Origin of the sequence: Streptomyces mesophilus, from assembly GCF_040300965.1 — a bacterium.
Taxonomy (GTDB): Bacteria; Actinomycetota; Actinomycetes; order Streptomycetales; family Streptomycetaceae; genus Streptomyces; species Streptomyces mesophilus_A.
Map to the genome: position 1 here is coordinate 1 of NZ_JBEPEW010000262.1, position 5,856 is coordinate 5,856.

Sequence of the window (5,856 nt, forward strand, 5' to 3'; positions counted from 1 at the left end):
AGGCCGAGGCGACCCGGCCGGCGCCGGCGCTCTGCAGGACGGCGCCGTGCTCGAGGACGGGGGCCAGGTTCTCCGTGAAGTTCTCGTGGTACCAGCCGTTGCGCAGGAACGTGTACGGCAGGCCGGAGTCGAGGATCGCCTGCTCGGTCGCCTTGTGCTCGTCGGCCAGCTTGAAGTCGGCCGCAGGGCCGCCCAGTACGCCGGTGTACGCGAGCAGGGCGACGCCCGCGCTCTTCGCGGCGTCGATCACGGCCTGGTGCTGGGCCACGCGCCGGCCGACCTCGCTGCCGGAGACCAGGAGCACCCGGTCGCCCTCGGCGAAGGCGTCGGCCAGGGACTCGGGCCGCGAGTAGTCCGCGATCCGCAGCTCGACACCGCGCTCGGCGAGGGCGGCGGCCTTCTCCTTGTTGCGGACGACGGCGGCGATCCGTCCGGCCGGGACCCCGGCGTCGAGCAGGCTCTCGATGACGAGACGGCCGAGGTTTCCGGTGGCGCCGGTGACGACGAGGCTCATGGCTGAAATCTCCAGGTTCGTACAGTTTCCTTGCGGTCTTCACTCACCTTAGGTCGGGTACTTACTTTTCGAAAGTACCCACTTTGAAGTAAGGTACTTGCATGAGCGAAAGTGTCCTGAGGGATCTCCGGCCGGACGTCAATGCCGCGCAGTGCCCGTCGCGTCCGATCCTCGAGCACGTCACCAGTCGCTGGGGCGTGCTGGTCCTGGCCGCGCTGCTCGACGGCTCGTACCGCTTCAGCGAGCTGCGCCGGCTGATCGGCGGGGTCAGCGAGAAGATGCTGGCCCAGACCCTGCAGACCCTGGAGCGCGACGGCTTCGTGCACCGCGAGGCGCAGCCCGTCATCCCGCCGCGCGTCGACTACTCGCTGACCGAGTTCGGCAGGGAGGCCGCACAGCAGGTCTGGGAGCTGGCGCGCTGGTCGGAGCGGAGCGTGGACAAGGTGCTCGCGGCGCGGGCCGCGTACGACGAGGCGAAGACCTCCTGAACAACCGCAGTACACAGGCGCGTTCGACCAACCGGACGTAAGATCTCCGCATCACTGGGGAACGCGTGTGCGTGTGGGGGTCTCGTGGGGCACCGAGGACTGGCGTGTACGGCTGTGCTGTGCGTGGCCGCGCTGCTGCTCACCGCCTGCAGTGACAGCGGTGGGGACGGGCCGCAAGCGTCCAGACCGCCCAAATCCCCTGCCCCGTCCGGCAGTCAGGCCGGCGGCCGGCCCGATCCGGCCCCGGACTCCACCTTCACGCCGGACCCGGACCGCGTCCCGCACACCCGCGCCGACGCTCTGCGGCTGGCCCGCAAGGTCGCCGCGAGCCCGGACCAGTACGGGCCGGGATACACCAAGCGCTCCCCGTACGAGAGTGATCCCGCCCAGTGGGCCGTGCTCGACGAGAAGTGCGTCTGGCAGCGCGAGCGGCTGCCGAAGGACGTGCTCGCGAGCATCACCACGTACAGCGAACTGCCCGCGGCCGAAGGCAAGGGCCCGGTGCGCGTCAGCTCCGTCGTCACGGTGCACCGCGAGGTCGACGGCGCGGACTGGGAGATGGCCCGCACCCTGGAGGAGGCGCTGCGCTGCCCTGATCAGGAGCTGCGCGCAGGTGAGTGGATCAGGGGCCTGTTCTCCGAGGGCATGGCGCTCGGGCAGGGCACCAACTCGTACGCCGACGACTCGATCTCCGAGAACGGCGAGTACCACAGCGAGCAACTCGGCGGCCCCTACCCGTACAACTGGTCCCAGGCCCGCATTGGCCAGGTGACCATCGCCTCCGTGATCAAGGGCGGCAAGGGCCACACCGAGCAGGAGCTGAACCAGGCGGTCGAGCAGGGCTTCAGCGCCATGGTCGTCCGCGCCGAGCTGGAACTCGGAGGCGACAAGTGACCCGGGCCGTCGAACCGCTCCTGCCCTCCGACCCGTCCTCCCTCGCCGGCCACCGCCTGCTCGGCAGGCTCGGCGCGGGCGGCATGGGCGTGGTCTATCTCGGGCGTACGGAGTCGGGGGCGCTCGCCGCGGTCAAGGTGATCCAGGCCGAGTACGCGCGGGACGAAGCGTTCCGTGCCCGCTTCCGGCGCGAGATCGAGGCCGCGCGGCGCGTGACCAGCCGCTGGTCGGTGCCGCTGACCGGGGCGGACGCCGAGGCCGAACAGCCCTGGCTGGCCACGGCGTTCGTGGCCGGTCCGTCGCTCGCCGAGGCCGTCGAGGCCTGCGGGCCGCTGCCCGAGCGCAGTGTGCGGGCGCTCGGCTCCATGCTCGCCTCGGCGCTCACCGCCGTGCACACGGCCGGTCTGGTCCACCGGGACGTCAAGCCGGGCAATGTGCTGCTCGCCGTGGACGGCCCCCGCCTGATCGACTTCGGTATCGCGCGTACGGCCGACGGCAACCGCGCCGCCGACAGCGGCCCAGACGCCGACGACACCGCGCTGACCGCGACCGATCTGGTCGTCGGCACCCCCGGATTCCTCGCTCCCGAGCAGGCCCAGGGCGGTGAACTCGGACCGCCCGCCGATGCGTTCGCGCTCGGTGGCCTGCTCGCGTACGCGGCGACCGGGCGGCCCCCGTTCGGCACCGGCACCCCCGACGCGCTGCTCTACCGCACCGTCCACGACGAGCCCGACCTCGACGGCGTCAGCGCCGCTCTGCACACGCTCCTGAGCGGGCTGCTCGCCAAGGACCCGGCGGACCGCACCGGTCTCGACTCCCTCGTCGAGGACACCCCGGCCGACGACTGGCTGCCCGACACCGTGGTCCGTCTGGTCGCCGACCGGGCCGCGGCGCTGCTCGCGCTGCCCGGTATCGAGCAGACGCAGCTCGACGCCTCGGAGCTGCCGACACAGGACGCCCCTTCTGCCGAACGGCCCTCCAGCAGACGGAAGTTCCTCCTCATATCGGGCGCTGCGGTGCTCGCCGCGGGCGGTGGCGTCGCCGCATGGGCGGCTTCGATCACGGGCAGCGGCCCCGAGGACCCCGTACCCGAGCACGACCGGTGGCATATCGGCCTCCAGGCGGACCTCTCCGGTCCGCACAAAGCGGCCGGCCGGGCGCAGGAGGAGGGCGCGCGCCTGGCCGTGGAGCAGTTCAACTCCCGTAAGAACTCGGGCAAGAACTCCGGTTCCGGCAAGCAGGCGCCCTTCGAGGTGGGCCTCGTCGTGCGCGACGACGGCGGCGACCCGGCCCGGGCGGCCCGCGTGGCCAAGGACTTCACCCTCGCCCAGGACATCCTCGCCGTCATCGGACCGACCACGGACGACACGGCGCGTGCGGTCCTGAAGGTGTACGACGAGAGCTATCTCGCCCAAGTCGCCGTGTCCCCGGGCGCGATGGACCTGACCGTCCCGTCGCTCGCCTCCCGGAGCCTGTTGCAGGCCAGGCCGCTGGACGCGCACGTGGCCCAGCCGTATGCGGCGCTGGCCGCGGCGGCCGGCGTGAAGGTGCTCGGTCTGGTGCAGGACCGGACCGTGGGGGTGCTCGGCTGGGAGACCGCGGCCATCACCACCAGCTCGCTGCGCGGCACGAAGATCGCCGGCTATCCCCGGGTGGTCCCCGCGCACACCAAGGAGTTCGAGCCGGTCGTCGCCGACATGCTCGACGCGGGCTGCGACGGATTCGTGTTCGCGGGCGGGCCCGACGCGGCCGCCGTCTTCGCCCGCGAGCTGGCCGCCGCGGGCTTCGACGGACTGCGCCTGGCCCCGCAGAGCGTGCTCGATCCCCGCTTCCTGAAGGACGCGGGCGAAGCCGCCGAGGGCTGGCAGCTCACCGCGTCCTTCGTCGACCCGGCCGCCGTGCCCGAACTGGAGCCGTTCACCAAGGCGTTCACCAAGCGCTACGGGCGTCCGCCGGGCTACCAGGCGGCCGAGGCGTACGACGCGGTGAACCTGATCATCGAGGGTCTCCTGGCGACCGGGCGCAAGAGGCCCGCCCGCGAGGCCCTGACGCGCCGGCTGCGGAAGTCCACGTACAAGGGACTGACGAAGACCCACGGCTTCGACCCGGAGGTGGGCAGCTTCACGCAGTGGAGCGTGCACCGCTACGAGGTGGCCGGCGGGCGCTTCCAGTACGCGGGAGCGGTGCCACCGCCGCCGTCGGACTAGCGGCCTTGGACCCCTGAACCAGCGGCCGTGGACCCCGGAATGAGCGGCCGTGGACCACTGAACCAGCGGCCGTGGACACCTGGAGCAGCAGCCGTGGAACCACTGAAGCCCTCCGACCCCGCCGAGATCGGCGGGCACCGCCTGATCGCCCGGCTCGGCGCCGGCGGTATGGGCGTGGTCTATCTCGCGCGCACCGCGCACGGTTCGCCGGTCGCGCTCAAGGTGATCCGCGCCGAGCACGCCGCCGACCCGGGCTTCCGGGCCCGCTTCCGCCGCGAGGCCGAAGCCGCCGCCCGGATCACCGGCCCCTGGACCGTGACCGCGACCGCGGCCGACGCCGAGGCCCGTGAACCTTGGCTGGCCACGGCGTTCATCCCCGCGCCCTCGCTCGCCGAAGCGGTCGCGGACCACGGTCCGCTGCCCCTGCGCACGGTCCGCATCCTGGGCGAGCGTCTCGCGGAAGCCCTCGCCGATGTACACGCCACGGGCCTGGTGCACCGCGATGTGAAACCCGCGAACGTCCTGCTCGCCGCCGACGGCCCCCGCCTCATCGACTTCGGCATCGCCCGCACCGCCGAGGCCACCGCGCTCACGGCCGCCGACTCGGTGATCGGCTCACCCGGCTATCTCTCGCCCGAACAGGCCCAGGCCCGGGCCGGCGAGATCGGCCCGCCCAGCGATGTCTTCGCGCTCGGCTGCGTCCTCGCGTACGCGGTGACCGGACGGCGGCCGTTCGGATCGGGCACGATCGCGACGATCCTCTTCCGTACGGTCCACGAGGAGCCCGAACTCGAGGGCGTACCCGAGCCGTTGGCCGCGCTCGTACGGGATTGCCTGGCGAAGGACCCGGGCGCCAGGCCCACCGCTTCGGCCGTACGCGAGCGCCTCGCGGGCGCCGTCGCGGCGGGCGCCGACTGGCTGCCGCCCGCGCTGCCCCGGCTGATCGCGGAGCGTTCGGCCCGCGTCCTCGACCTGCCGGTTCCGGAGCCGACCCAGGTGGACACGGCGCCTGCCACGCCCGGGCCGCCGGTCGGCCGCCGCCGTCTGCTCGGCCTCGGGGCGGCGGGGGCGGTGGCGCTCGCGGGCGGGGGAGTGGCGTGGTGGGCGTCGGGGCGGGACGAGACCGCGGGCGGCACCGGAAGCGGTCCTGTGCCGACGTACGGCATCGGGCTGCAGGTCGACCGGAAGAGCCCGGCCGGCCGCGGAATCGTACGGGGTGCGGAGCTCGCGGTGGCGCAGTTCAACGCCCGCGAGGACCGGCCCTTCAGTGTTGAGCTCCGTGAAGTCCCCGGCGTGCCCACCGAGGCGGCGGCCACGGCGCGCCGACTGGTCGCCGACAAACGGGTGGTGGCGGTGATCGGGCCGACCTCCGAGGCCGCCGTGCGGGCCGTCGTCCCCGCGTACAAGAAGGTGTCCATGCCGCTGCTGCTCACGACACCGGTCGGCAGCGACGTGGACGGGACCCGCAACCGAGGGCTACTGAAGCTCAGCCCGGATCTCAACACCCAGGTCAGCGCGATGACTCGCTTCCTGTCGGCCGTCGAACCCGTCACAAGGACGGCGGTGGTCGAGGACCGTGCGGGCGGCGAGCTGAGCTGGCGTTTGGCCCGGGCGCTCAAGGAGTTCCCACCCTCCGAGGGTCGCACGACCGTGCACCAAGTGGCGGCCGAACGCAGCGACTTCGCCGCAGCGGCCAGGGCGGCGCTCGCCGCGGGCGCCCAGGCCGTCGTGTACTCGGGCCTCTCGTCCGGGC

General features: G+C 72.8%; 5 protein-coding genes. 4 read left to right on the plus strand and 1 reads right to left on the minus strand.

The genetic code is table 11. The features are described from left to right. Positions 1-514, minus strand: a 514-nt coding sequence (locus ABT367_RS40335) for an NAD(P)H-binding protein (RefSeq protein WP_352258817.1), incomplete at its 3' end; no start/stop codon positions are given. 101 nt (positions 515-615) lie between these two features. Between ABT367_RS40335 and ABT367_RS40340 the strand changes: the two genes are divergently transcribed. The 4 genes from ABT367_RS40340 to ABT367_RS40355 all read left to right on the plus strand — a co-directional run. After that, the gene (locus ABT367_RS40340; protein ID WP_352258819.1) at positions 616-1,002 is read left to right on the plus strand and encodes a winged helix-turn-helix transcriptional regulator; all 387 of its coding nucleotides are present in this window, start codon (positions 616-618) and stop codon (positions 1,000-1,002) included. 84 nt (positions 1,003-1,086) lie between these two features. After that, positions 1,087-1,896 carry a hypothetical protein gene (locus tag ABT367_RS40345; protein ID WP_352258821.1) on the plus strand — a complete coding sequence of 270 codons (810 nt, stop codon included), beginning with the start codon at positions 1,087-1,089 and terminating at the stop codon, positions 1,894-1,896. Then, a complete protein-coding gene (locus tag ABT367_RS40350) occupies positions 1,893-4,103 on the plus strand; it encodes a bifunctional serine/threonine-protein kinase/ABC transporter substrate-binding protein (RefSeq protein ID WP_352258823.1) in 2,211 nt (736 codons plus the stop codon). Before ABT367_RS40345 ends, ABT367_RS40350 begins: the two co-directional genes overlap by 4 nt. Before the next feature lie 93 nt (positions 4,104-4,196). After that, positions 4,197-5,856: bifunctional serine/threonine-protein kinase/ABC transporter substrate-binding protein (locus ABT367_RS40355; protein ID WP_352258825.1), on the plus strand; the 1,660-nt coding region annotated here is incomplete at its 3' end.

Coding starts and splice junctions, on each gene's coding strand:
- ABT367_RS40340 (WP_352258819.1), top strand. CDS start 616: ATGAGCGAAAGTGTCCTGAGGGATCTCCGGCCGGACGTCAATGCCGCG.